Origin of the sequence: Bacillus sp. JJ1503 (assembly GCF_036965125.1) — a bacterium.
Lineage (GTDB): Bacteria > Bacillota > Bacilli > Bacillales > Cytobacillaceae > Cytobacillus.
Map to the genome: position 1 here is coordinate 1 of NZ_JBALOZ010000002.1, position 24,327 is coordinate 24,327.

Here is a 24,327-nt window from a genome sequence, read left to right on the forward strand (position 1 = left end):
GCGCTTGCCTATTGCGTTAGACTTTTTATTGTGCGAGCAAACGAATTAATTTGTTTCGATCAATTCCTAATGTATCAACGAAGTGAATAAATGCTTTTTCAGTAATAACGTCTTTAGTTTTCCCAGTAACTTTAGCAAATAAAGGCGCCGTATCTGTTTCGACATTAGCGAACGTTAGATTGTCTGTTACTGATTGTTTCTTCGACTCAATAGCACTTTCTCGTCTTGCGTAAAATGGTTCGTCGCGGAAATGGTCAACTATCACTTTTCGAAAGTCTGATTCTCGTACTGCGTCTTTTAATTCTGTATCATCATGCGGGTTAATGTCTGCTAGTTTCAACCAACTCTCATATTCTTTACTAGCACCTATAAGTCGTTTATTTACGGCTATTCCAGCAATTATTTCTGTTTCTGGCTTTAGTAATATACCAGCAATATAATCTGTTTGGAGTGTTTCTTTTAAAAATAAATCTCTTAGTACGTAATACAACTTGTGTATCGATACGCCTCTTTCCTTCATATCCTTTAGTAGTGGATTTCCCGTCTTTTGAAAATGTTCCAAAAGTGCTTTCGCTCTGTCTCCTGCGTATTTAGTGGTAAGAATTTCCGAATTACCTTCTAGTACTCCGTAACGTTGGCAAGCTAAGTTAGCTTTGTAAACACCGATAAATTTAGCATGATGCTCGTCTTTTCTTAATACTCCGCTCGACCTAAGTACATCAACAAATAAAGGTGAATGATAAAGGAGTTCTGACGCTTTCTCTTCCGCGAATAACCTGAAACCTACTTCTCTTGTTGCGTTTCTCTCGAGTCTTGAGAATACTGCGCTACCAATAGTTTCATCCGATCTATTCTTCTTCATTTAAAATTCCTCCCATCGTTTCTAAGAATTTATTTAGTTTCTTTTCATCCTTTGATAATAGGAACGTTTTAGTAACAAACTCAAAGAACAAGCGTTTTTTTGCGTCAGTTTCGAAAGCTTCAAGCAACAGCAACGCCCCTTCCGCAACTGAATGAATCTGTTTGTTGTACGCGATAACCGTATCTTCGTCCGCTTCTGATAATAACTCGAAGTCGTGAACAAACTCTCGAGTAAATTGTGGTAACCTGTTCGATGCTTTATTCCGTAGAATACTCATAGGCGATAGAGATTCTAAGTCATCGTCAGTTACAACGACCTTACTCGCGATAGCTTCCGATTCTTCGGCAATTCTATTTAGTTTTTCAGACGTAATAGACGACTCTTTTAATTCAACAACTTCGGGCGCTTCGTCTTTTTTCATTTGAGAGTAGGCCCTATTAATCGAATACTTTCCATCGAATACGAGTTGGAAGAGATCGAGTCTAGATTTGTATACAGCGAGTAATTGATACATATATCTTGCAGATACACCTACTCTATCAGCTAGAATTTGGGCAGCTTCTCCACTTACATCCCGTTCCTGAAATATTTCAGTATCGGCATTCTGAACCAATGTAGACAATTGACGCTTTCTTGCTTCCTGACGTTCTTCCTCATAAAACAAGCGAATAACTATTGCCGATTTCTGTCCACTTTTCAAGTCGTCGCGGCTAAGTTTTGTTTCCGTTATATATTCCGCAATTTTATCTTCGGAAATATCCTCAAATACCACGCGTACGCTCTCGATTCCCAACTCTTTCGCAGCTCGTAGGCGATGTTTACCGTCAATAACACGAAAACCCCTCGTTGCGACTATTGGTTGAAGAATACCTTTCGTTACAATGCCTGCGAGAAATTTACGCCAAGCTTTATCGTTCATCATAGGTGATAATTCTGACTGCAAGCTATGTTCAGTCAACTGTGACGAAGCCACTTCTACTATTTCCGAAGCACCACCGCCTTTAATTTCGTCTGCCATTCCGTCAAGCACCTCCGTTTAATTTTGCGTAAGTTATATATGCGTTGGTGTAGATTTAACTGCGTGATTTATTTCGCCTTACACTTATATTGACGCGCGACTTTCCCGATCCGCACACTTTTATCGAAAATAATTTCGAATTTCCGCACAAAAAAAAATCGCCAACCTTCGAAAAGGCTGACGAATTGGCGCAACGCTATAAAAATTTCCGTAAATTTTCCGCTATTTCTTCCTTGTCCAAATGTAAATATTGCGAAGTTACCGCGAGATTACTATGCCCGAGCGCGCGAGATATGTCCGTAATCTTTGCGCCTTTGTTGAGCAGGCCTTTCGCGAAGCCCCTACGTAGCGCATGCGGGTTAATATTTTTAAGTCCGTACATTTTCGCGTACTTGTTCAATCGCTTCTGAATGTTGTTATGCGTAGGGCTATTCGATATGATGCCGCCTTGCTTCGTTATGAATACGTACTCATTTCGCTGTTTATATTCGCGACGAATGACATCGTTGTGCTTTACTAGGACGGACAGCAGTCGATACAACGTTTCATCGAATGGCAAAAGTAGTTGTTCGTGATTCTTCATTATAGCGCCGTCCAGCCGTAGTAATTTTTCGCCGAAGTCGATGTGTTTATTTTCGAGCAGTACAATCGTATTGATACGGATGCCCGTCTTGTACATAAGTAATGCGGCAGTTGCGTCACGTAACTGTACGAAATCACCGAGGTCCAGCACGGACAGCAACGTTTTTATATCGCGATCAGTTGCGCCCTCTTTAACGTTGCTATCGACCTTTATATTAATCGTTTTCCAAAACCGCGACTCAACCCATCCGTTATCGAAACAACGCGAAAGGAACGCCTTTAAACACTTAACGCGGGTCAGCTTCGTTTGGGCACTTACGTCCATTAGCGAAAGCCATTGATAAATGGAATCGGATGTAATTTCGTCCATATACGTAAGGCCGGTCGATTCGATAAAGTGACTCACGTACGTAGAATAGTCACTAATTGTCCGAGGCCTGTTTCCGCTAATTTCCATTTGTCGCACTATTGTCGCGAGTGCCTTTTCGATTGACAGACGATCGGGAATCGCCTCTCTATGCGAAGGACGCTCGATTAATAAATCGGATAAATCATCGTTAATAACCAGCAAACCTTTTCGTTTTTTCGACAAAACAAAAAACCTCCTAACAACGTCTGTTTCGGTGAAGTTCGGTAATTGACCGATTCATTGACCGTTTCATTTAACGTGTTAGAAGGTTGATTTGACGGGCTTTATCGCCCATTTCGTTAGCGTCCCAGGAGAGATTCGAACTCCCGACCCGCAATTTAATGCGAATGTGTACAACCGTTAATAACACCGATAATTGGCACGATCATTGTATCGGTCATTTGCCGAACTTTCGACCGTTTTCATTATAACACGACATACTATAGAAGGAAAGCGTATTAATCTTCGACAATTTTCACGCAAGCCACGTCCGACATGTTCACGCGCTCAATCGTCCGGCTCGGTAACTCAACGCGAAACTGTTGCGCAATAATATCGACGTATTTCACTCGACCAATCATCGTAGAAGTCCGCCCCGCTTGCCACAACGTAAATTCCACCGGCAGATTATATTCCATTGCGTAACCGACACGCTCGTCAAACTCACCGCGCATGTAATCGTCGATAATCGGTTGGGCTGTTTGCGATAATTCCTCGTATAGTTGCCGTTGCATGGCGACCTGTTCCGGCATGAAGAAGCCTTGCCACTTAATTAGCCCGCGATCTTTGATGCTCATTTTGCATACCTCCACGTTGTTTTAACGTTAGTATATACGAACAAACGTTCCTTAGTCAAGCGAGCATCTTTTCGACTTCTTGCCAATGTCGGCCGTACATGCGCGAATGCCTCCGCGTCAGAAATGCGTTATCAAACTGAGGAAGTCGTTCGCTAGGTGGCGCAAGTGCTCGAATTAAAAACGCGTTCTGCCTACGACCGCCAAATCGTCCGATGAATATTGCGTGGTAAGCCTCGGTCATTAACGCAAGATCAACGTCAAGTGTCGGCTTGAGTTGCGCTTCCAGTTTTTCAAATACCTTCCGATTGTCATTTGCGAAAAGGAACCAGTTAATGCCGCCCGAAATCAAATCTTCGTCCAGTCCGTATTCGAGCAAGCCGAAATGATGGAACGCGAAGATTCCGGCAAGACGCCACTTTGGCCCTTCGAGGATAATTCGTTGCATTAGCGCTTTTAAGCCCGGCGTTAAGTATTGGTGTGGCTCGTTAAACACGATAAACGCTTGCCCTTCGCTAGGCGGCATGAGTAGCTTCGTCATGAATATTTTCAGCGTTATCCAATGTATCAATGTTTTCGCCGACAATGCGCCGAGCTTCCGATTCGGCACTCGCAGGATAACGACCTTGCCTTCGCGAATCCACCGCTCGAAATCGATGTCAGGCGAAGCTGGCTGCGCAAATATACGGAATAGAGTATCATCGCCGAGCATTTCGTCAAGCCGATTAAGGATTGCGCTAGCCTTGCCATCGAGAGTCTTTTGTCCATCGCGAATAACCTTCGGCGCACCTTTCGTGTCCTTACCCCACTCCGTTGCGAATTTATCTAAAAAGTCAGCAGTCCGAACGTGCCCGTCTTTGCGTAACTCTTTCGCACGTTGCCCTCGGAAATCTTCGTCCTCTAGCAATCGCTTAATGTTGAACAGACTACCACCGCTGGCTTTCGCAAACTCGCGTAGAATAGAGCGCGACTGTCCCATCGTTTCCATGTCGCCAAAGAAGTCGATTAGTTCTTGAGCGAATCGGTTCATGCCGTTTGTGCCGAGTTTCGCGACTATTTCCGTTAAGTCCATCGGCACGGGATACTCGGAATCACTCAAGTCGATGTCGATAATACGATCGGCTGGCAACGAATCACGCACGCCATCCGCAAATCCACGCTCGCCATCTTCCATGATTGCGTCAATAACAAACGAAGCGATACCGTGTTTCAAGGCGCCTTCGATGACGATGTTTTTTGCAAGTGTGTCCTTGCCCATCCGAGGCGCGCCGACAAGTCCATAACTGCGGAAAGTCTCATCGAAGTTTGAGGTCGGAATGCAAATCGGGTAGTCAACGCCCTTTACTTCGCTGTGCCCGACGAGGATTCCGTTCGATTTCGCCTCGACTGTTTTACCTTCGCGAATATTATTACTTCCTATATTAATAGTAATGCCATCGATGACCACGCCAGCTTTTGATTCCTCGTGCAGCAAGACCTTTGGCAAATCCGTTTCGACTTGGCGTTTGACTGCGAGTTCTTCCTCGTATCTTTGCTGAACGGTTGCAGTCGGCATTTGTATCGATATTTTCGCCAGTTCATCGCATGATAATAGCGATACGTCCCCGTCAGCTTTCGTGCGTTGCGATAAGTGTAACGTGTTCAATTCCTCGATCATTTCCGCTTTCCTCGCTTTCATTCGGACTTTAAACGGCACTAGCTCGTTGTCGCCAGCTATTTCGGTGAATGCGCTTGCGATAGTATTCGCGACTAATTCACCTCGAAGCTTTTCTTGCGTTACCGCTGCCACTCGAATATACGTACGCCATACAGGCTGATTCATTTTCGCGTTAGATTTCGTGGAAAGTCTATCCGCTTGGATTTCGTCAATCAGCGCGTGACTCCTTTCAAACGCAGGCTTCTTTTCGATGGCACGATCGCTTTTAAAGAACACGTTTGACACGGCGGTAATGATGTCATTTATCACGTCGTATATTTCGTTCAGCAACGTCATTATCGCGTTGGCTAAGGTCTTTTTCGCCTTGCCAGCGGTGAGTTTCGCACGTTGGGGAACTTTGCCCTTCGAAAGCTTTTCGTGCGCCCAAATCGCTTGTTTTGCCCACAATTTCCGTGACATTATTTCGTTGCATACGGACAGCCGCGCATAATCGCCTTCTTCGCTAATGTCGTCGAGCGCAGTTAATATAGAAGAAACTGGCGAAGTCTGCTCTGTTGCGTTCGTTTGTAATGCGAATATATCGTGCCGTGCAAGGCGGAGTTCATGCAAGCTAACGTTACCAGCGCTTGGGACCGCTAGATCAGACCCGTCAACTTCTTCGACTGTTACGCGCATATGGTTTTCGATGATCTCGCGAAACTTCTTCGCCCATATTTCCGTTGTACTAACGTAATATTCAACGGATTTCGGACGGAACACAACATCGAACCAAATGGCGTCTTTTTCGCGTAGAGTAAACTTGAAGCCCTGGCGTGTTATTCGCGAAGGCATTCCGTCATAAATTTCGTACATTTTATGAAACACGCGCCACATTTTCGCGTTCTGATTGTTGGTGACGCTGATGTGCGGAATAATTCGATATGTTATCATCCTATTGCGTTGGTATGCGAAATAGTCCGTTAATTTAATCGTCTTTAAGCGTTTAATAACCATATGATAGCGCCTCCCAATCCGACAGCCATCCTAGCAAGCCATTTCGGAATGTCGCCCGTAAGCATTATGCCGACTGCGCAAACAACTACGATACCTACGCCGATTTCCGGCATGACGTCAGTCAGCGCATTTGTTACGTATATAGCCCCTTCAACAATTGCGTTTCCTACCGGCTTTAAAATAAATTCGACCTCTGCGCCGACAACCTTATCCGCTAAACCGTTATACCAATCGAGTAATTTACTCATTTTGACCGCCCCCTTCAATTAGATGCCTTTTAAGAAGTCGCGCAAGTCGATCGCGTGCCTTGCGAGAATATACCCAACAGACCCACCGATTACGTATTCGAGTGCTTTCGTGCGGTGCCCGAACATCCACGAGACACCTGCGAATATAAACACTCCCACGGCAATCCAGTCAACCACATTCATTACGGCACTCCAAACGTTTCCGAATGTTGCGTCTGCCGTCGCAGCTACTACGGTTCTTGGCGCAAAGACTGCGAACAGGTTGCCCCCAAGCGCGACAATTTTAAGCACCTTGATTTCGTTAGGACTTCGCCATTCATCCCGTACAAATTTTCGAAAGTCAATCGTTTGAACTCTCGCCAATTTTACCACCCCTTAATTACGGCGAACTTGCCGTATAAATTAATAACCTTCCGGCAATACTTTGAACAAACGTTTCATACGAAAGGAGTTGCGCGAAATGGCTTTTATTATTGGTGGATTAATTGGGGCGACTATTGGAATCCTTGCGAACATAATCAGCTAGGATTAACGATTTGATATACGCCGAAAAATTCGTGTACTGCAACGTGTGTTCATACAATTTTCGTTGTAGTGGGTCGCGCAGATTAAACGCAACAGGTCGTCTTGTATAGCCATCGTTTGCCATCGAACATCACCTGCCTTAAGTTCGTATTATCACGTACTTAATAAAAGTTACGGTAAACCGTAACATATTATGCGTGTCCATCGAAAATAAACGAAAAAAAAACGCCCTGACGGCTTGGTTGACCGTGAGGGCGTAGTTTGTGCAAGGAGCTTCTCGCGCCTGCGCTTACGATAAGCGTATGCGGGCTGTTGTCGTTATATGTTTGTTTATCGGAAATTGTAACGGAATTGTCATAATTGCGGGAAGGGAGTACGCCGAGCTTGGCGAAATAGTTACGTTAGTAAGCGAGGTGATTTATGATGAAAATCCACGGATTAATTAACGGAGATTTAAAGTTCAAAGTGTTTAGCGCAAAGGGCGGTCGGTTCGAGGCCGTTGCGTGGAACGATAAGGAAGGCGTTGGCGCACAAGCGAGTGGGGCCAGTGAGAAGGATGCGATTAGAAACGCTGCCCGAATAATAAGAAAAGCGCCCCAACCGCATAGGTTAAGGCGTTAAGTATAAATTAAACGATTGTCACTGCCGTACACGTAGACTGCATACGATTGCTTTTCTAACGTGAGGTCACTTCGTCGCTCTTTAAGTACGGACTCGATCTTATTTACGATATCCCCAGCGACCTCGCTAACGTACTGTGCTGTACTTTCTTTCGAAATATATACCTTAATAGCATCACGCGCATAATTTATTTCGATTTGTTCTGCGCCTAGCGACGATAGTTCTTCAAGTAAAACTGCTGCGTCATTTTTCAAACGTTCTTCCTCCGACATCCCTTCGGCTGACATTGGCGTTTCTGCAGACGCGGCGCATCCGCTTAAAATTCCGATCATGAGTAAAACGAAAGCTAATTTCCTTAACATTTCAACGCCCTCCCTTTGTCTTATTTTACCTCGTTTACCAACGTTAGGCAACTTACTATTATGTACGCATGGGCAAGCGAAAAGTTTCACGCCCGCCCTTCGATTATTTATTCGTCTTTGCTTCGTGCCTTGCGGCTTATGTCGTTGTTCTGCCAATAAGCCCATAGCGAAGTCCCGCCGAGGAATGCCAGCGAAATGAACTGACGCACACCTTCTTCATCAACCGGCAATACGGCAACGCCCGACATTTCAAGTCCGCTGTTGATTAGCGCCAATAATAAAAGCACGAATCTCGTGACCGTGCCCGCGTTGATTGGTTTCGTCGCCTTCATTATTGCGTCACCTTCCCGTCTTTAATCGCTTGTAACGCGCCATGAACGACATGCCACAAATATAATTGCGTAACGGGGCGCATCGGATTCTTCCCGTCCGTAATGCCCCAACGTTTGAGGTCAGCGATAACCTTTTCGTCATTTGCCGTTAGTTTGTAATCTTCGGTTTTTGCCGACACTTGCTCCGCCTCCTTTAATTTTAGCGAATAAACCTCCGCTATTCCGTCGGCGATCGCTTTGCCCTGCGCTTGTAACTTCGTATTATCGCGCAAAGCCCCGATGTCCGTAGTGCTGTCCATGAAACCACCCTCGGTCAATATCGCAGGCATTTTCGATTCGCGTAACATGTGTAAATTCGCTTGCTTAACGCCGCGGTCGCATAAGCCCATCGCTTGAACTATTCGAGGTTGAACCGCTTTCGCTACTTCTACGGATTTTCCGCCGGTACCCGTTTGTACGAACGTTTCGACCCCACCCCAATCGCCCCATACCGCTTTGTTTGCGTTATGGTGAACGCTGATAAGCAAGTCCGCGCACCAAGCGTTAGCTTTGCGAGTACGTTCCGTGAGTGGTACGTCGATTTTTCCGGTCGGGTCGTCTAATCGCAAAATTTCAACGTTTTTGTAGCGCAGTAACTCGGCTACGAGCGCAAGCGCGACCGCATTGTTGAACGACCACTCGCGCTCGCCATCAGGTGTTCGTTTGCCTGGCGTATTAATTCCGTGCCCTGCGTCAATAGCCACACGCAGTATAGTTTCGCCCATTTACTTATCGCCTCCCAATTTCGATTTAATGCCGCGAAGTTCTTCGATAACTACGTCATACTTTTCGCTGAACTTGTCGAGCAGGTCATGTAGTCGTCCTTCCCTTTCGCGATTGTTTCGCATGACATAAATAAGGAGCCATACGAATAATATCGCCCATGGCCCCTGCGTTAGAAAATATTTAATTACGTCCGGATTCGTAAAATCCACCGTTGTTCACCGTCCTAAAATTCGAGTGTAAATCGGTTGATGCTTTGTTGCGCATTATCGTCCAAGAGTGAAACTAAGCAGTTAATATTTCCTGCACGACTTCACGAAGATTCCCAACATCGGGAACTTCTTCAATAGTGTATTTTCCAGCAAGAATTAATACTGCGTAGGATTTAGCGATTGAACTGTTTGTTGTAAATGTCATTTTATAAAACTCCTTTATAATTTGATAGATTAATTTAATTAGCGAGAACACTTGAGACAACCTCTCGCAAATTTTGAAAGTTAGGTACATCATCAATAGTCTTTAAACCATTATGAATGAGAAGCGCATAATCTTGTACTAGTTTACTTTCCTTATTGAACATTAAGGAGCACCTCCACCTGTTAACATGAGCATCATCTCAAATAATTCAGCATTTGCTTGAGCTTGCTCCAATCTTAACTTTTCAATTTCCGATAACGATTGCTGTGGTTTTGGAAGGGATTCTAATATCTGTTGATATTCGTTGATAGAAACTACCTTCTCTTCCACTTCACTTTCTAAAAAACCATTTTTAATAGCGTTTTTAATTAATGTACCTTCCGATGCGAAAGATTGACTTTCAATCAATAATCCTGTCGATTTTTCAAGACATATCCTCATGTATTCTCACCTACCTAAACGCAAGATATTGTACAGTTATTGTCTCACCATCTACTGCTAAGGAACCTTTTCTCCAATCAATAGTAAACCCATCAATATCGAAAGAATTTAATAATCCTACGTACATATGATTTTCTGATGTCCCTTGTTGAATCGCAATACACCGTGTAAAACTCCCTTTATACGAGTTATTAGTTGTTTGAAAATAATCATATAAGGAAAGGTTTTCTGCTATTCCGTTTGTAAATCCAATGGACATTCTACCCGGCTTACCTTCAACAGCAGCAATAAATAATATTGATTTTGGCTTAAACCCAAGTCCAGTTATTGATTGAAGGCTGTTGCTCAATGTAGTTAATCTTGTAAATGTACCTATTTTAAATCTACTCGCACTTAACCAACCGTGTGGGTCATCGTTTTCTGACACTTTTTCCGCCAAATGCGTACTAAGTTCTTGCTTTGTCGCGAGCGTACTCAAGTCCACTCCGTTAACATTTCCGTTTCCATCAAGCGTTGCCAAACCGTTCGGCACGCCTACTTTATCGTCAATCGCCTGTGCCAACGCATTCATATCACGTACAACGTCTGCGTTCATATTCCCGCTGATCATCGGCAAGCCTAATTTTGTCGTTGTCATTTACCGTCCTCCTTACGTTACTAATAATCCTGCGTATGTCAGTCCCGTCAAGCTAATCGCGTCATAATTCGAATACTTAGCCTTGGTCGCGTCATATGTGACAAATCGAAACTTGAACGCCAAGTCCAAATGCGCCGGTATAATATCGCGCAAGGCTCGCTCAACGTCCGTAAGGTTCGCAGGTACACCGTAACTCGACGTAAACTCAACCGTCACAAGATATTGTGCGGGAGTTTGCGTTACTTCAACTTCGCCGCCGTACCACGATTCCGTCACGTTTTTTATCAACTCGACCGTTACCGTACCGACTCCGCGAAGCTTCGATTTGACGACTGCTCGGCGTTGATCGATTGGCTTGCTTTTGTCAGCTGTTACGCCAACCATCCGCTCCCAACGCGAAAGTCCCCACGTTGCGGTGTCGATGAAGAACTGCGCGAGGACGTCAGCGATATTGGCATGCAACCGTTCAAACTCCGCAGCTTCCGTTTTGACCACAGCTCGTGACTCGCGAAAGTCCTCGTATTCTTTCGGCAAATAGTCGAACATGTCACGTTCAATATTCCGCGTTAAATCTGTTCCGAGAAACTTCACGTAAACACCACGCTCCCTACAACGCCGACCTGCTCGCTAGTTGGTTGGATATTCGCTGTTCCGCCGTTAACCGTCAGATTCGCGTAGTCAATAATCGGAGGCACGCCGAGCAATAAGTTCGCGATTTGCGTGTAACGAATTAGTTCGTCCGTAAAAGCAACCGACTTTAAGTACGCCGAAAGGGCTTCGCTAAATTGCGTTGTTACTTCGTTAATGTCCGCTCCTTGAGCAAGCGTAAGTGTAGCCGAAACATTGATCGGAAGTTCTGTCGCGCCAACAACCGTGATTGTTGCGCCGATAGGAGCTACGTTGTTAATGTGCGTATTAGCCGCGTCAACAATCGTTTGGGCTGGCGATGTTTTCTCATCGTCAAGCAACACGATTTTCACCGTTCCTGGTCCGGCGTGTAACGGATATACTTTCGCATCGCCTACGCCAGCGACTTCTTTCGCCCACTGCTCGTAATGATATTTGTTACCGCTCGTAACTGGCTTACTCACCTTATCGTTGTATCGCGATAGTAATGATAAATCCGATTCTGTGTCGACACCGCCATCGAAAGCTTGAGCGTTTGTGACGGTAACAATGCCCGCTAATTCGCCGAGTACCAGCGATATTTTACCTTGTGCGATGTTTCCGCTGACCCCGCCGACTTCTGCTTCGGCTGACACCATTACAGTTCCGTTAACAATTGTTCCTTCGGCAGTTGTTACGAAATATACCGGCTCGACTTCGTCTGTTCTAACGCGAGTGCCTACGGGAATAATCGTGCCTTCCGGTCCGCTAAACGTAACTTGACCGATCGCTTTAACCGACGGCTTACGGTAAACTCCCATTTCAGCACAACGTAAATCGAGGTAATTAGACGGTGTGTCCTCGGTCGCAAATCCGAACGTCAGCACTTGGTCTAGCGCTAAGTACGCTTGCGCAAATTCGAAGGATGCCGGCGATGTCAAATCCCATGCGACCGCGCCTTGACGTTTATCAATGTCGCTGTCTATTCGCTCAAGCATCCGGTCGAGTATCGCTTCTTTCGTTTCCGTTTCGTACATTAAATCACCTCCAAATCGTTAATATCCACGTTGTCGCCCGTCGTTGTAACCACGCGAAAACTAACGAATAACTTGTCACTTTCGCGAACTATTTCGAAGTCAACCACGTCAGCGACCCGATCGTCGTATATAAGCGCCTCACGAATGACGCGCGGAATTTCCGTTTGTAATAATTCGAGCGATACGTCAGCACCGATTAGCTCTTCGAGTTCCGAGCCGTATTGGTTGTCGTAAATTAAAAAACGAAATCGCGCCGTCCTAATCGCTTTTACGACGAATTGGCGCAAGGCTTCTTCACCGTCGATTAGTCCGCTGATTTCGTTTGATTCGTAGCCGAGTCGGTATGTTTTCGATGGCTCGATCGTTTCTTGTTCTTCTACGGTCAACACTCGTTCTTCTAACGTTTCCAATGGAGATAACGCCATCTACAACACCGCCTTGTCGATTACGTAATATAGTTGTCCGTCATTTGCGGTCAACACGATAACTTGGTCACCAGCTTTTAACGGGGACTTAATCGTCATAGTTGCGTCTGTCAGCGTAAAGGTCGTTAGATTACCGCTGGGCGTAACCGTGCCCGTCACCGAACCGCCGTTTATCGAAATAGTCCGTTGGTGTTCCGTAAGATGTTCAGCGACAATAATCTCGTTGCTATCGACAGGCAGATTGTCGCTATTCATTCGAATACTTAACGAAGGAGGCGGCGTGACTACAGTCGCAAGCTCGACGATAACTTCCTTGTTATTTCCGTGCCTTTTCATCTGCTGAATTAGTTTTGCTGCTCCGTTTCCTTCCAGCTGGCTTTGGTTTTTGCTTGACAACGCCCAATTCCTCCTTCGTTACTTCGATTGATGGTAAGTCGTACGTATGTGACAACTGCAACGTCATAATATGCGAGCCGTTTTCGTATCGGTGAGAATCGTTCGTTACGTAATAACCTCCGATGATGCCCGTCATTGGCTCGCGTACATAGACGGCTGTGCCCGTAATAATTTCATCGATGCCCAACGCCGTGACTGTTGCTTGATCGTCAATAACCGCCCGTTCTTTTAGTAATTGCTTCGCACGTTGTTCGACTTGTGATTTCGTTGCATCCTCGTTCATTTTCTCGACCACTTGCATAATTCCGATTTCATTTTCAAGTGTGCCGTTTCTCGCTGATGCGACGAATTTCCCGTCCTTACCTCCGAATACTTTCACGCGAGTTTTTGTTTCCTCGATAGACTGCGAATAGTTAGCGTTTAAAATATTCGTACCCGCTTCGATCATGTATTTCGACACTTGCCCGGAGCCTGTCGTAATCATCAGCCGACCGTTTTTACTCCATATAAAAAAGCGCTTGCCCGTTTGGTTTCGCGTAACGGTTAGCGCCATTAAGAGTATTTCGTATAAGGATTTTTCGCGGCAAATCAACGTTGGGATAACGTAGCCAGTGTCGGCAATTTGCCCGGCAGGAATTCCGAAGTCAGCGCAAAGACGCTTTGCAATATCTGACGCCTTCATTTTCGAAAACTTCCGCGTTTCAACCGATTTGAGCAAGTAAATGTTTTCATCGTAAGCCGTAATGTGCATGTCGCCATTTTCGCTAATGTCGGTTGAAAATATTACGCCGATAAAATTTACTTTACTGTGATTCCGAAACTCAATTCGACCTCCATTAAGGAACTCTACCTCTTGCGAACGTCCATCTAACGTATTTTTTAGCGAAAGGGTAATCTGCCGATTTGGCTTTTCGCTATGTCCCGACCAATCAACGCTAGTCACCAACGGTGTAATATCGAGGTTTTCGTAAATCACTTGGATACGTGCTTCGCTCACTTTGGAATCACCAACTTTTGCCCCGGCAGAATAAGGTTTTGATTTTTACCGATTACGGCCTTATTAGCTTCGAATATCTTCGTAAACTTTGTTCCGTCCCCGTATACTCGCGCTGCGATTTTCCAAAGTGAGTCATCTTTTTTAACTACGTATGTTGTCGGTTGATTTGGCGGAGGTGCTGGTCGTTCGCTTCCTTTCGTCGCTTTCGCCTTTCCATCGTTCTCGCCGACTTTCTTAATCGTTACATGACGATACTCCTTCAATGACATCGTGTAGTAAATATCGCCAGGACTGCCCGCCTTTTCCGGCTCGACAGTAAATTCGCGAATGGTTACATCGAAATTGTTTATAGTGCCAGTCATTACGAATCGAATCGGCTTCCGCTCCCGTTTCCAGCGTTCAATCAAATTGTGCAAGTCCATCGGACGAGGTAAGTTCGAGTATTCGCAATAGGTCGGATTATAGTCGCGGGGGAAGAAAGATGAAAAGGACACTTCGCGTAACATAATATCACCAATTACGGTAATCTCGCCGAGTTGTGCGACCGTGACATCCTCGAATCCGAAAGGGCTGGTGACGGATATTGTTTCGGGATTGACCGGAAGTTGAATGCGTTTGTTGCCGTTAATTAACCAAAACTGTATCGCTCCCATTACGCCATCTGCGCCCCTTCCATTTCGATTAATCTCGCTAACTCGTAAGCTATTTTTTGAATGTCGGATTCTTGGCGAACATTGAACGTGTTACCCGAGATTGTTACGCCACCTGCACGTCCACCATTTCGGTATTCAGCCGCTTCGCCACGGGGTAAAATCATTTCGCCTTTGTGTAATGACGCCGAATAGCCGTTGTACGGTACGTGAGATAAACCTCCGTTTTTCTTCGGTAGACTCTTCCACCCGTTTTCTCGGAACAATTTATTTTTTTCACGGAACTCCTTAGAATCTTCAAACGGGTCGACATGACCAAAGGTCAGCTTTTTAATTGCGAATCCAACCGGGTCAGATACTAACTGCGATAGCCACGACTCACTTAGCGAGTTAGAAACGCCGGAGATAATTCCATCCGCTAGTGCAGAACCGACTTTCATAGCCACCGGGAAAATACTCTCCGCGGATGCCTCGACACCTGAGAATATAATTTCGGTCAAATCCGCCGTAGCCTTTTCGATCATGGTACGCCCGCCACCGTCGAGCCATTCAATGAAATTCTCGTAAACATCCGAAATCACCCACTTAACCTTACCGAAAAGGGTCGTCTGCTGCTGAAATTCCCCGTTTTTCTGAATCGACTCAATCCATCCGCCAATACTCTTAGAGGCCTCAATAAATCCCGTCATGACATTTTCGATAATTTTTGCGCCGGTTTCTTTGAAACGTTCGAACTTCATCGCACGGTCTAAGCGTTCTTTAAATTCCTCAGGAGTGAATAAGTTTCGGTCTTTCATAACCTCGCTGACCGTAAACATGCCTGTGCGGATTTCCTGTAGGAAAGTCTTAACCTTCATCAATGCCGGCCCGCCCATGTCACGCGTAATAACGTTCGTAGCTTCTTTAATTTGCGCCCATACCCCGAGCGTTGTTCCGCCCATGTCGTCAATAAGTTTTTGTGTCATTCCGATACTGTTGAAGAACTTGTCCAGCGATTTTAATTGGTCGTCAAGATCCATGTTCTTGATTTCGTTCATTACCTTACGCGGCATTTCGAAACGTCTTACCATCGAGATAGCATCGCCCGAGAATAATTCACGAAGCGCAAACACGGCTCCTTCAAGTCCTTGCATGGGATCGATGGCTGCCATACGCTCCGCCAAACTCCACATTTGCTCTAATTGCTTCATATCTTTAGAAGCCGTTAGGAACGATTTAGAGTTCGCAAGCATCCCTTGTGAATCAAGAATCGGCGAATCGATAGCGAAACGGTCAACGAGTTTCATATAGTCCTCACCGAGTTTCTTATCGTTTAGCATCGCGGAAATCATAATCGTTGACTGTTCGTACTTGGCTGCTTCGCCGACTGTTTCCTCGAATAGCTTCTTTGCGCCTTGTGCAGAGGCGTAAGCGCCCGCTAGTCCTAAAACGGAATTAGTAAGATTACGGATAGGGCTTGTAACCGAAGTAAATGACCTGCTTAACGCTGAATTAGACGCCCTTAACGTCCCAGTTACGATATTTAATCGCTGCGTTTGCGCCCGTATTCGTTGTAACTCGTTTAGGAACTGCGAACCATCGAGATTCAATCGTGCGGTTAAATCCATTGCCATTAGCCGTTACCTCCTTTCACAAGTTTTGCCCGTGCTTCGATTTCCACTTCGTCCGATGCGTACATGAACCACCGTGTTTTCCACGGTTTAGCGTACATTTCATCTGGCGGGATGTCGTGCATCTGATAAGCGCGATGAAGAAACCATGCCTCGCCTCCCGCCTTGATTAGTTTTTTGCTTCGTCAAGTAAGTCCTCGTCCGCGTCAAATCCGTTCAATTTAAGAATCGCTTCTTGTAAACGTAAGATTTCGCCAGTAAATAGTGCCTTACGCAAACAAGTCTCGGCTGTTTTAACACCGTGTTTCTCCATCAGCTTCGGATTACCAAAGTCGATATTAACGCAAGATTCGAGGATTAATAGATTCGTAAATTCTTCTTCGTTGAATACCGATTCGCGATTTTTCCCTTTCCCGGTAAGATGCGTTGCCTGCTCTTTCAGTTCGTAGAACCGATAATCCCCGACAGCCTTAATGCGAATATGTGTATCTAATCGTTTAATGTAAACGTCATTTTCGAGGTTAGTGTCAGCTTTTAAAAACGCGTCTAATGCGCTCATTTACGTCATCCTTTCGTTATAAAAGGCGGGTCAGCGCCCGCCCGTATTTTAGTTTAGATATTCGAATCCGGAAAAAGTAAAAGGCGTTTCCTCTTCGACAATACTTCCAACTTCGTACTTTAAAATCGGAATACTATCGAATTGAACGCCTTTTAATCTCACCCATGTTTTCCCGTCACGGTTTTCCGGGTCGTCTAGCTTCATTACCAATTCCGTTACAAACGATCCTTGACTATCGTCTGCTATTTGCGCAATTCTTTTCGACAACGCACTCGTGATTTTATAACCGGTCATTGAGCCACTATAGACAATACTTGTTACTTTGTGTCCTTTGACACGAGTTCCGGCGCGAGATATTTCCTCTTTCGTAATGTCGCCCGTTGCTTCTGCTTGCGTAACATTCGTGAGCCATTCGCCGTCATGAAACATTTTCCCGAAGGAGCCGTTTAGCGTTTTACTTGCGTCTAACATTCGTTAATCACCGTCCTTATTGTGTTTCGATTGTTAAGAAGATTTTTTCCATCGAGTCAATTTCCGTGAACGACAGGAATAGGAATACTTGGTCGCCCTTCGATTCGCGTTGAGGGTCGAGCATAACGACAATGTCCGTAAGCACGCTATTAACTTCTAGCGTTTCAAGATACGCTTTGATAGCGTTTATTAGCGCCATTTGTCCGTCCTCGTTGTTGTCGAGCTTACCGATGTAATGGTCGCGTGCTGTTTTCTCAACGTCCGTAGCAACGGCTTGTTTTGCGCGAATCTTACGGATTTTCGACTTGCTAGTCGCGATACCTTGCTCGACCTTTACCTTTTCGCCGTCATGTACGAGTACCAACGAACCAGCCTGCAATGCCGTCACGATTTCGCTATTTCTCAGGCGCTTAGTTACATCGCCAACCGGCACCTGTGCGTAAGTAATCGAACGGTTAATCGGAGTGCCTGCGATAAGCCCTGCGATATAAGCTGCATATTGTCCGCTTGAATATTCCTTGCCGTTATTGGACGTACCTACGATTAGGTTAACGGTTGCGTCATCGGCGAACTTCGTTGATCTCGCATTACCTACCGTTGGATCTTGGTCATCGGCAGCACTTCCGCCTGTCACGAAGTAAAAGTGTTTCTTTTCCGTTTCGTTTCGCTTCCGCCAAGCTACCGTGCTATCTTGCTCGTCTGCGGTAAATTCGCCGTCATAAACGAAAACATTGAACGGGCGAGCCTCGAATGCTTCGCGCATTTCTACGTAGTCTGCGGCTATTGGCGTCGCTGGCATCGTGTAAACAAGTACCTCTTTAGCTCCGCCTTGTAGCGCAAATTTAATGGACTGTATATTCGCTTGTCCGAAAAGAATGAGCGCGTCGCCCTCTTTTTCGATTGTGTAAAACGTTTTAGCTTGCGCTTGACCAGCGTACGTTTTCAACGGAATTGCTACGGTTCCGCGAGCGCCGCCGGTAATTTGAGCGATTGCCGCATCTTTAAAGTTAATGTAAAGACCTGGGCGTATCGGCAACGCGGTCGGGTCCCATTGTGTAATCGACATTCTATCGTCCCCCTTCGTTAATTGTTGCGGTTACATGCTGAATCTTCTGCGTAACCGGTTGCGTGCGTGGCTCGCGAACATGCGCTTTTAACACACCAATAATCGCGGTCACGCCACTTTCCGTCTTAAACGGCTGCGAAAAATTAAAAGAGTCCAGCCGTAAGTAACGGTCGGACCCTTTCAATGGGATTGCTAAGTTATCGTTTAATATTCGTTCGAGCTGTTCGAACTTCTGCATACATGCGAAATCGTTTTGCGCGTAGTAGACGATTTGAAAGTCGCGGTCAATTCGATAGTGATAGCCGGTTTCAGTTTCGTTACCACTCATTAAGTAGCGCACGACTAGCGTGTTTGCTTTAGGCTCGATCGGCACTTGCTGGTAGTGAACAGACGCCCCCGCGAATAATGGCTCGATGAACTCCGCAAGTGTTTCGATTTCATTTACGATTGATGCCACGTTACCACCCCTCTCGCTGTAACTCTTTCAGAATCTCCGCTTCAAGCATTGCTTTCCATCGCTCTTCATTTTGACGTTGCGAATCGTCGAGAAACTTTTCGACTGTACCTGGATGCCGTAGTCTTTTTCCGTCTGCAGCAAATTCGCCTTCGTGGATATAGTACGCGTAGTTAAAGTGCGAACTATTTATTGCGTTTGCTTTGATTTCAACGATTGGCGAATTTCCTGATTTAATTACATTTCCACTTATTTGTTTTCGTAAATTACCTGTGTCTAAAGGAGCAATATCACGGGAACTACGTACCCAATCATTTTTAATATCGGTCATGGCTCTGTTCGCGCCGCGCTGTGCGGCATAAGTGGTTCTTCGTAATAGGTTCATTAATGGACTTATATCTAAATCTGAAGATCTTCCGCTTCCTGCCATTCGCTACACCTCCACTTCCGTCAACAACGCCTTACCGTTCAGCCCTCGCGTACGTACGATATTTATAGGCAGGTAATTTCGTGTGTTTCCGGATTCGTCAGTGTAAAATAGTTCGTCAGTCAGTCGAACGTCAGCGAACTTGTCGAGCAGGAACCGCGCCGAACTAACGACTTCTTCCGATAATGTTTGAACAGCGCCGGGCTGTTGCGTGGTTCTCCGCGTCAGCTTTGCGCCTTCCTCAACGCGACATTTTAGCGTAAATTCAACCGGTGGCGTGATTTCGCTGCCCCAACGGTCGGTTTCGCCTTTTCGCTTAATCGTGACGGTTTGTTTTAACGGTATGAGTGCCATTAACGAACACTCCTTCCGACTCGCCGTTTCGAAAGATTAACGCCATTTGCTTCGCCGACAATCATATATACTTGTTCCGGGATTAATGCGCTAAGTTCTTTCGGTATATCAGAGCCGAAGGTAAATGCTATACCTTTAATCGTAAATTGCTTGACACCGTACTGTTGCATCTTATTTGTGTCGTTAAACACCGCCGCTAGATAAGCCGCAAATTCGTAAACCGCGTTGTCAGGTATTGTGTATTTTTTGAACCGATTTGTTAGCGTCCGATTCGCTACATTTAACAGACGTTGCTTTCGTTCGCCGTCTGAATCCGTCCAATCCTCAACGTCTAATACGTTTGTTGAAATATAAGCGTCAGCTTCCGTAATATTGAGCGCCAATAGCGCCACCTCCTATTTTCCGGAGGTTTTCTTCGGCTTAGCCTCCGTTTGTGTTTTCGGCTTTACAGCCTCCTTCTCTTCGCACTTATATCCGTAGTCGTTTACCAAAACGTTCTTGATCGCTTCATTGTCCGTATATCCAACGCCTACCGCGAACGGGACTCCTTCGGTAACTCCGTTGTACTGTTCGTTTGGCGTTAAAATTTTATATTTCACGTTTTGTTCGGCTCCTTCCGTCATAAAAAGTAAAGGCGAGCGCTAGGCCCGCCGTTAATTACGCTTTTAGTACGCCTTTTAGACGTGCAGCAGCTTTCGGATGGAATACCGCCATTCCCGCGTACCATTCGATACGAGTACGGAATACTGGCTTTTCGTTAAGTTCGCCAAGGTCACGAACGCTTACGCCGCCATTTTGTAGTCCTGACACGTACTGCTCCGGTCCGAATTTAACCGCGTAAATAGAGCCAGCGTTTGAAGCTGATCCTTGCGTTTCGTTGAAGCCAAGAATTGCTGCGCCCGTGTTATCGTCCTCAATCGTACGGATTTGGATACCGCCGTAAGACATAACTGGACGTCCGAACGCATCGTATTGACCCTCGCTATATCCGTTATGATTTTGGATAACGCGCTTGATTTCACGGCGCATTGCCTTAGATACGAACAACGCATCAGGTTCGCCTTCTACTGCGTCGATTAACTCGTCTAACATTGTGATTGTTAGTTGAGCACCGTTATCCCCAGCGTCGATAACTTGCTTTCCGCTTAAACGCTTTTTAAGTCCATCGAAACCTTTCGCGTTAGTAGCTTGATCTCCGTTGAAATATTGGTTTGTGATAGCAAGCGCTAAAGCCTTCGCTTTCATTTCTGTGTGGATAGCGCGAACGTCGTTAATGTTCGAACGTGTTTGAACGATAAAACGGTCAACGTCAACGTCTCCCCCAGCGATGTATAAACGCTCTGATTGCGGATTGATTACGCCTTCGGATGCCTCGTAGCCTTCGTTAACGTCACGAAATCCGATTCCAGGTAACGCGCCCTCTTGGTTGTATGCGTAGGCGTTTCCGCTGATATCCATTTGTGGTAATAGTTCAAGGAAAGACGAAGTCCTTGCGAATGTTTCAATAACTCCACGTTGTAACGTATCTTGCGATAATTTTGCTGCTTCTGCTAATGTTAATGCCATGTTTAATATCCCCTTTATGAATAGTTTTTGTATTTAAAAAAGACGCCTATAAGCGCCTTATTTCGAGCCGTAGCCCGCTTTCAATAATTGAACCGGTGATAAAGTGTTTAAATCGAATGCTTGTGCGTGTGACGGGCTGGTTGTCTCGCCGATTGGCTTTTGTTCCTTCTTGCCGAATAGCCCTTTCGTCTCCGCCTTATTAATCCAGTCGAGTTTCTGTTCCGGCGTAAGATTGCCCGGAATTAAGTCGTGATAATCTTCCGGAATAGTTGAAAGCTTAGTTTCTAGTAATCCGGTAATTACGCCTTCTAATTCCTTCGCTCGATTCTCTACGCTTTCATACTGCGTTTTAACTTGCGTAAATTCTTTCGCTGTATTTTCGTATAGTTCCTGGAACTTTCCTTGCTCTTCTTGCGCTTTTCGATCTGCCTCTTGCTTTTCAGCTAATATTGAGTCTAATTGTGCTTGGACGTCCTTGAATCTTTGGTTAACCTCGTCAAAACGGCTTTTCGGAATCATGTGATCCGTCTGCTGTTTAGACGCTTCGCCGGCGGGTTTATCATTCGCTTGTGCTCCCGTGTTTAACGTCGCGTCCGACGAGGTTGCGTTTGAATCCTCCGCAAATGTTTGTAAATTTAACGGTAATAAAAAGTTTGATCGTTTCAACTCGTTACCTCCTTCGCTTTTAACGTGTGCGACACGATTTGGAGTATTAAAGATCGTTTAATGCTTTGATGTCATCGGGTAAATAATCGATTACCCTAACCGGCGTTATTACGTGCCGGCAGTACGGGTGAAAAATTTCATTACGGGGCAAGTCGTACAGATACGGATAATTGCCCGGCGCGTTTCGGTCGAGTTTGATGATTCGACCTTCCCACGTACGGCAAGCGTCCTTTGCGCCGTGGCGACTAATCACCCCGTAATACGCCTCTTGCGCTATCGCTTCGTTAACAGTCGCTTCTTTGTGCGCTTCCATCATTTTCGTGCGAACAAGCATGTCGGCGTAGGTTACCGGCTTCCACCGACGCCCAGCCGCGTCAATGATGCCGGTATTTACGGACTCGCCGAGTTGTTTTCGCAGACCAGCCGTAATGTCCCTCCGTAACGATTGTGTCGCGTTTATGCCTTTCGGTAAGTTCGCGCGAAACACCTCCGCCGTAACCTGTCGGACTGCTGCACGAACTTTTCGGTCGACGTTTTTTGTAACGGCGAGTAAGTCGGCTTGCGTGTCTGCAGTCGCTGCCTTAACAAGTTCACGGTTGATTCGGTTGAACCTAACGATTGTCTGCGCTTGCTGAACGTTATCCGCGACTCCTAGCGTAATCATTGATCGGACTACACCGTCTGTGACCGCTTTAGTAATAGCAACCGTAGCCCATGCCGCGGCTTTTCCGTCAAGGTCTTGTAGAATCTCGCTAATGGAGCCCAGCGTTGCTATGGCGTTAGCGCGCTGAAAATTCGTTAAATCTATACGCTCTAATTCTCGTAAAATATCGTCAATAGCTTTTTCGTAATATCTTACGAGTTTTTTAGCGTCGTAATCGTAGTTAGGCGGTGGCGGAAAGAGCATTATTCTTCGCCGCCTTCCTTATTGAATATCGAAGAATCAACGAAACTTTCCGCCTTTTCTTCGGCTTGAATACGTTCCAGCTCAATGCGCGCCTGTTCTTCTGTGTATCCGTGCAGGTGCATAATCGCGGATAATTGCGATTGTGTTGCCTTGCCGCCCGTCTTGATTTGCGCAATAGTCGCTTGTTCCATTTCATCGTCAGGCAATCCGTCTTTAAATCTGATTATCGGCGTTGAAATTGCGTAATCTAGCTTCTCGTCACTTTGCGCGTGTTCTAGGATTTGCGCAATTAGTAGAACGTGTTTCAGTCCTTTTTCGTAATATTGTCGCTTCCTATTAATCTTCGCTAACAACGAGTTCATGCGCCATTTAATCGATACACCGCTCGACCCCGAAGTGCCGCTGTTGTCTCGTCCGAGCGCAACCGCTGGAATTTCCGCGTTCATTAGTAGCAAGTCGACAAGCCGTTCGAGTTCTTTAAACGCTGCGTCAAGTTGACCATTCCACGTAATGTATTGCGGCATGATTTCGTTTTTATCCATGACCTCGAATATCTTATCGCGGCCTGCGTGGAATATCGGCTGTCCGTTTTCATCCTCGCCGAGCGTTCCCGCCGGAACCGCCATCGCTGGGTCGCTGTGCTTGTCGAGGATTTCAGCGATCTTACTTAGGCGGTTGTTGATTTCGTCAAATATGCCGGTATGTTCCGTTAAGTCGTCGATACCTTCCCATTCGTCGTCAGTTGCGTAATTAGGGACGTGTATAACTAATGGGAACGGTACGCCTGTTTCGAGGGCGTTTCGAGCATCAACGAGCTCCGCATAGATTTTCCACTCGGCAACCTCGTTCGTGCCTTGCACGTAGTTAATCGGGTTCATGCGAAACTTGCGATAAAAGATACGCCCTGGATAATGCGTTTCTACGTTTAAAATCCACTCTTCGCCTTTCATGTGTTCTACTAATTGCGGGTACGCAACGTGGTAAGCAAGAATCGTATTCGCATCGGTCGGCGATGTTTCCGGGAAAACATACTCCGCGTTTTGCGCTTCGATAATTACGCGGTATGGATCCGTTGCAACAGGGAGTAGCCCACCGTAACGTTGCCCCCAGCGAACCTTATAGAATGAGTCGCCGCGATAGGAATTGCCTAGCGCCGATTCGTAATTCGTGATACTTAGGTCGTTATCCGCAACCAATCGCTCGATGGCTTTTTGTTCCCTCGAATTGTCCGATGTTCCTGCGCTAAATATCGGCGTTTCTCCGAAAAGGAAGTCCGCCGATTTCTTGCATATGATACCGGCAATATTCACCGTTATATAAACGAGATTCGCTTGTCGTCCGGTTAAATAAGCCGCTTTCTGTTCAAGCACGCTGTAATGATCGCCCTTAAATAATTTCTTATTTTCGCGATACCGCAAGATGCGATCTTTATGTGCGGGATGCGGGTAGTATTCGCCAATTTTAAATAATGTCACG

General features: G+C 45.8%; 35 protein-coding genes. 1 reads left to right on the top strand and 34 read right to left on the bottom strand.

Annotation, left to right across the window (positions count from 1 at the left end):
- Positions 1 to 25 precede the first annotated feature (25 nt).
- The 7 genes from V7149_RS00045 to V7149_RS00075 form a co-directional block, all read right to left on the bottom strand.
- Complete coding sequence (locus V7149_RS00045) at positions 26 to 862, bottom strand: hypothetical protein (RefSeq protein WP_335343636.1); 837 nt, start codon at positions 860 to 862, stop codon at positions 26 to 28.
- Positions 849 to 1,835, bottom strand: coding sequence for a ParB/RepB/Spo0J family partition protein (locus V7149_RS00050; RefSeq protein WP_335343637.1), 987 nt, complete (start codon positions 1,833 to 1,835; stop codon positions 849 to 851). Before V7149_RS00050 ends, V7149_RS00045 begins: the two co-directional genes overlap by 14 nt.
- A 241-nt stretch (positions 1,836 to 2,076) precedes the next feature.
- Positions 2,077 to 3,054: a tyrosine-type recombinase/integrase gene (locus V7149_RS00055; protein WP_335343638.1), complete on the bottom strand. Its 978-nt coding sequence runs from the start codon at positions 3,052 to 3,054 to the stop codon at positions 2,077 to 2,079.
- A gap of 275 nt (positions 3,055 to 3,329) precedes the next feature.
- The gene (locus tag V7149_RS00060) at positions 3,330 to 3,668 is read right to left on the bottom strand and encodes a YolD-like family protein (RefSeq protein ID WP_335343639.1); all 339 of its coding nucleotides are present in this window, start codon (positions 3,666 to 3,668) and stop codon (positions 3,330 to 3,332) included.
- A gap of 55 nt (positions 3,669 to 3,723) precedes the next feature.
- The gene (locus tag V7149_RS00065) at positions 3,724 to 6,315 is read right to left on the bottom strand and encodes an ATP-binding protein (RefSeq protein ID WP_335343640.1); all 2,592 of its coding nucleotides are present in this window, start codon (positions 6,313 to 6,315) and stop codon (positions 3,724 to 3,726) included.
- Entirely contained in the window at positions 6,297 to 6,563 is a 267-nt protein-coding gene (locus tag V7149_RS00070; RefSeq protein ID WP_335343641.1) for a hypothetical protein, read from the bottom strand. Before V7149_RS00070 ends, V7149_RS00065 begins: the two co-directional genes overlap by 19 nt.
- Positions 6,564 to 6,581: 18 nt before the next feature.
- Positions 6,582 to 6,926 (bottom strand): glycosyltransferase, encoded by a 345-nt coding sequence (locus V7149_RS00075; protein ID WP_335343642.1) that lies wholly within the window; start codon positions 6,924 to 6,926, stop codon positions 6,582 to 6,584.
- Positions 6,927 to 7,351: 425 nt separating this feature from the next.
- Between V7149_RS00075 and V7149_RS00080 the strand changes: the two genes are divergently transcribed.
- Positions 7,352 to 7,534, top strand: a complete 183-nt coding sequence (locus V7149_RS00080) for a hypothetical protein (protein WP_335343643.1) — start codon at positions 7,352 to 7,354, stop codon at positions 7,532 to 7,534.
- A 171-nt stretch (positions 7,535 to 7,705) separates the two neighbouring features.
- Here the strand turns inward: V7149_RS00080 and V7149_RS00085 are convergent, their stop codons facing one another.
- The 27 genes from V7149_RS00085 to V7149_RS00215 all read right to left on the bottom strand — a co-directional run bounded on the left by V7149_RS00085 (position 7,706) and on the right by V7149_RS00215 (position 24,326).
- On the bottom strand, positions 7,706 to 8,071 hold the full coding sequence (locus tag V7149_RS00085; RefSeq protein WP_335343644.1) for a hypothetical protein: 366 nt from the start codon (positions 8,069 to 8,071) through the stop codon (positions 7,706 to 7,708).
- A 107-nt stretch (positions 8,072 to 8,178) separates the two neighbouring features.
- Positions 8,179 to 8,403: a phage holin gene (locus V7149_RS00090; RefSeq protein ID WP_335343645.1), complete on the bottom strand. Its 225-nt coding sequence runs from the start codon at positions 8,401 to 8,403 to the stop codon at positions 8,179 to 8,181.
- Positions 8,403 to 9,167 (bottom strand): N-acetylmuramoyl-L-alanine amidase, encoded by a 765-nt coding sequence (locus V7149_RS00095; protein ID WP_335343646.1) that lies wholly within the window; start codon positions 9,165 to 9,167, stop codon positions 8,403 to 8,405. The genes V7149_RS00090 and V7149_RS00095 overlap by 1 nt, the downstream gene beginning before the upstream one ends.
- Positions 9,168 to 9,377 (bottom strand): BhlA/UviB family holin-like peptide, encoded by a 210-nt coding sequence (locus V7149_RS00100; protein WP_335343647.1) that lies wholly within the window; start codon positions 9,375 to 9,377, stop codon positions 9,168 to 9,170.
- Between the two features lie 73 nt (positions 9,378 to 9,450).
- On the bottom strand, positions 9,451 to 9,582 hold the full coding sequence (locus V7149_RS00105) for a CD1375 family protein (RefSeq protein WP_335343648.1): 132 nt from the start codon (positions 9,580 to 9,582) through the stop codon (positions 9,451 to 9,453).
- Between the two features lie 34 nt (positions 9,583 to 9,616).
- Positions 9,617 to 9,745, bottom strand: a complete 129-nt coding sequence (locus V7149_RS00110) for a CD1375 family protein (protein WP_335343649.1) — start codon at positions 9,743 to 9,745, stop codon at positions 9,617 to 9,619.
- Complete coding sequence (locus V7149_RS00115; RefSeq protein ID WP_335343650.1) at positions 9,745 to 10,023, bottom strand: hypothetical protein; 279 nt, start codon at positions 10,021 to 10,023, stop codon at positions 9,745 to 9,747. Before V7149_RS00115 ends, V7149_RS00110 begins: the two co-directional genes overlap by 1 nt.
- A 10-nt stretch (positions 10,024 to 10,033) precedes the next feature.
- Positions 10,034 to 10,660 carry a hypothetical protein gene (locus V7149_RS00120; RefSeq protein ID WP_335343651.1) on the bottom strand — a complete coding sequence of 209 codons (627 nt, stop codon included), beginning with the start codon at positions 10,658 to 10,660 and terminating at the stop codon, positions 10,034 to 10,036.
- 12 nt (positions 10,661 to 10,672) lie between these two features.
- Entirely contained in the window at positions 10,673 to 11,251 is a 579-nt protein-coding gene (locus tag V7149_RS00125; RefSeq protein WP_335343652.1) for a YmfQ family protein, read from the bottom strand.
- Positions 11,248 to 12,303, bottom strand: coding sequence for a baseplate J/gp47 family protein (locus tag V7149_RS00130; protein ID WP_335343653.1), 1,056 nt, complete (start codon positions 12,301 to 12,303; stop codon positions 11,248 to 11,250). Before V7149_RS00130 ends, V7149_RS00125 begins: the two co-directional genes overlap by 4 nt.
- Positions 12,303 to 12,728, bottom strand: coding sequence for a DUF2634 domain-containing protein (locus tag V7149_RS00135; protein WP_335343654.1), 426 nt, complete (start codon positions 12,726 to 12,728; stop codon positions 12,303 to 12,305). The genes V7149_RS00130 and V7149_RS00135 overlap by 1 nt, the downstream gene beginning before the upstream one ends.
- On the bottom strand, positions 12,729 to 13,124 hold the full coding sequence (locus V7149_RS00140; protein WP_335343655.1) for a DUF2577 domain-containing protein: 396 nt from the start codon (positions 13,122 to 13,124) through the stop codon (positions 12,729 to 12,731).
- Positions 13,045 to 14,067, bottom strand: a complete 1,023-nt coding sequence (locus V7149_RS00145; protein WP_438824068.1) for an XkdQ/YqbQ family protein — start codon at positions 14,065 to 14,067, stop codon at positions 13,045 to 13,047. The genes V7149_RS00140 and V7149_RS00145 overlap by 80 nt, the downstream gene beginning before the upstream one ends.
- A 50-nt stretch (positions 14,068 to 14,117) precedes the next feature.
- A complete protein-coding gene (locus V7149_RS00150) occupies positions 14,118 to 14,528 on the bottom strand; it encodes a LysM peptidoglycan-binding domain-containing protein (RefSeq protein WP_335343657.1) in 411 nt (136 codons plus the stop codon).
- A gap of 245 nt (positions 14,529 to 14,773) precedes the next feature.
- Entirely contained in the window at positions 14,774 to 16,384 is a 1,611-nt protein-coding gene (locus V7149_RS00155; RefSeq protein ID WP_335343658.1) for a hypothetical protein, read from the bottom strand.
- Positions 16,385 to 16,550: 166 nt separating this feature from the next.
- The gene (locus tag V7149_RS00160) at positions 16,551 to 16,940 is read right to left on the bottom strand and encodes a phage tail assembly chaperone (protein ID WP_335343659.1); all 390 of its coding nucleotides are present in this window, start codon (positions 16,938 to 16,940) and stop codon (positions 16,551 to 16,553) included.
- Positions 16,941 to 16,988: 48 nt separating this feature from the next.
- Positions 16,989 to 17,411, bottom strand: coding sequence for a phage tail tube protein (locus tag V7149_RS00165; protein ID WP_335343660.1), 423 nt, complete (start codon positions 17,409 to 17,411; stop codon positions 16,989 to 16,991).
- Between the two features lie 16 nt (positions 17,412 to 17,427).
- A complete protein-coding gene (locus V7149_RS00170; protein WP_335343661.1) occupies positions 17,428 to 18,477 on the bottom strand; it encodes a phage tail sheath subtilisin-like domain-containing protein in 1,050 nt (349 codons plus the stop codon).
- A gap of 1 nt (position 18,478) precedes the next feature.
- Positions 18,479 to 18,934 (bottom strand): hypothetical protein, encoded by a 456-nt coding sequence (locus tag V7149_RS00175; protein WP_335343662.1) that lies wholly within the window; start codon positions 18,932 to 18,934, stop codon positions 18,479 to 18,481.
- A gap of 1 nt (position 18,935) precedes the next feature.
- Positions 18,936 to 19,361 carry a hypothetical protein gene (locus V7149_RS00180; RefSeq protein ID WP_335343663.1) on the bottom strand — a complete coding sequence of 142 codons (426 nt, stop codon included), beginning with the start codon at positions 19,359 to 19,361 and terminating at the stop codon, positions 18,936 to 18,938.
- Between the two features lie 3 nt (positions 19,362 to 19,364).
- Positions 19,365 to 19,712 carry a hypothetical protein gene (locus V7149_RS00185; RefSeq protein WP_335343664.1) on the bottom strand — a complete coding sequence of 116 codons (348 nt, stop codon included), beginning with the start codon at positions 19,710 to 19,712 and terminating at the stop codon, positions 19,365 to 19,367.
- On the bottom strand, positions 19,712 to 20,095 hold the full coding sequence (locus tag V7149_RS00190) for a hypothetical protein (RefSeq protein ID WP_335343665.1): 384 nt from the start codon (positions 20,093 to 20,095) through the stop codon (positions 19,712 to 19,714). Before V7149_RS00190 ends, V7149_RS00185 begins: the two co-directional genes overlap by 1 nt.
- 12 nt (positions 20,096 to 20,107) lie before the next feature.
- On the bottom strand, positions 20,108 to 20,311 hold the full coding sequence (locus V7149_RS00195) for a hypothetical protein (protein WP_335343666.1): 204 nt from the start codon (positions 20,309 to 20,311) through the stop codon (positions 20,108 to 20,110).
- A 58-nt stretch (positions 20,312 to 20,369) separates the two neighbouring features.
- Entirely contained in the window at positions 20,370 to 21,278 is a 909-nt protein-coding gene (locus tag V7149_RS00200) for a major capsid protein (protein WP_335343667.1), read from the bottom strand.
- A gap of 57 nt (positions 21,279 to 21,335) precedes the next feature.
- Positions 21,336 to 21,944 carry a hypothetical protein gene (locus tag V7149_RS00205; RefSeq protein WP_335343668.1) on the bottom strand — a complete coding sequence of 203 codons (609 nt, stop codon included), beginning with the start codon at positions 21,942 to 21,944 and terminating at the stop codon, positions 21,336 to 21,338.
- Between the two features lie 46 nt (positions 21,945 to 21,990).
- Positions 21,991 to 22,851, bottom strand: coding sequence for a phage minor capsid protein (locus V7149_RS00210; protein ID WP_335343669.1), 861 nt, complete (start codon positions 22,849 to 22,851; stop codon positions 21,991 to 21,993).
- Positions 22,851 to 24,326: a phage portal protein gene (locus V7149_RS00215; RefSeq protein WP_335343670.1), complete on the bottom strand. Its 1,476-nt coding sequence runs from the start codon at positions 24,324 to 24,326 to the stop codon at positions 22,851 to 22,853. The genes V7149_RS00210 and V7149_RS00215 overlap by 1 nt, the downstream gene beginning before the upstream one ends.
- Position 24,327 lies beyond the last annotated feature (1 nt).